Raw genomic sequence first — 738 nt, 5'->3', positions numbered from 1 at the left:
AACGAATGAAAGGGACTTCCCCGTCCCGAGGTAGCGGCGGAAGCCGCAATCGGCAACGCGTGCCATGATGGAGTTTCAAGACAACATCAACACCACGAAAGGGGAAGTCCATGAGCATTATGACCGAAGGAAATCACCGTGTGATCACCGTAGGAATCGATCTTTCCAAGAACGTCTTTGCCGTACACGGCGTTGATGATAACGGGAAGTCCGTGCTGGTCAAGCCCAAAGTATCACGTGAGCATCTTTTGCCACTGATCGCCCCACTGCCACCCTGCGTCATCGGCATGGAAGCCTGCTCCGGCGCACACCACTGGGCGCGGCTGTTTCGTCAGCACGGACACACGGTTCGGCTGATGGCCCCCAAATTCGTCACGCCCTACCGCCTGTCGGGCAAGCGCGGCAAGAATGACGCTGCCGACGCGCAGGCAATCTGCGAAGCCGTGCGCCGGCCGCACATGCGCTTCGTCCCGGTCAAGGAAGAACACCAACAGATCATCCTGTGCCTGCACCGCACCCGCAATGGCTTCGTCGAAGAACGCACCGCGATCTACAACCGCCTGCGCGGCCTGATGTCCGAATTCGGCATCGTTCTGCCGCAGAAGGTCGCCTGTCTGCGCCGAAGCGTTGGCGCTCATCTCGAAGACCTGCCGGGGTGTGCCAATCGCTGTATCGGAGATCTGCTCGCCCACGCTGATGCGCTCGATGCCAGGATTGCGGAGTACGACCGGCTGATCG

At 60.2% G+C, this 738-nt stretch carries 1 protein-coding gene; it reads left to right on the top strand.

What is annotated here, in order from left to right:
- Positions 1-119: 119 nt before the first annotated feature.
- A partial coding sequence (locus PROAA_RS04430; RefSeq protein ID WP_186410179.1) for an IS110 family RNA-guided transposase occupies positions 120-738 on the top strand: 619 nt, incomplete at its 3' end.

Origin of the sequence: Candidatus Propionivibrio aalborgensis (genome assembly GCF_900089945.1) — a bacterium.
In the GTDB taxonomy this organism is placed as follows: Bacteria; Pseudomonadota; Gammaproteobacteria; order Burkholderiales; family Rhodocyclaceae; genus Propionivibrio; species Propionivibrio aalborgensis.
This window is presented reverse-complemented; position numbering and strand designations above follow the sequence as displayed.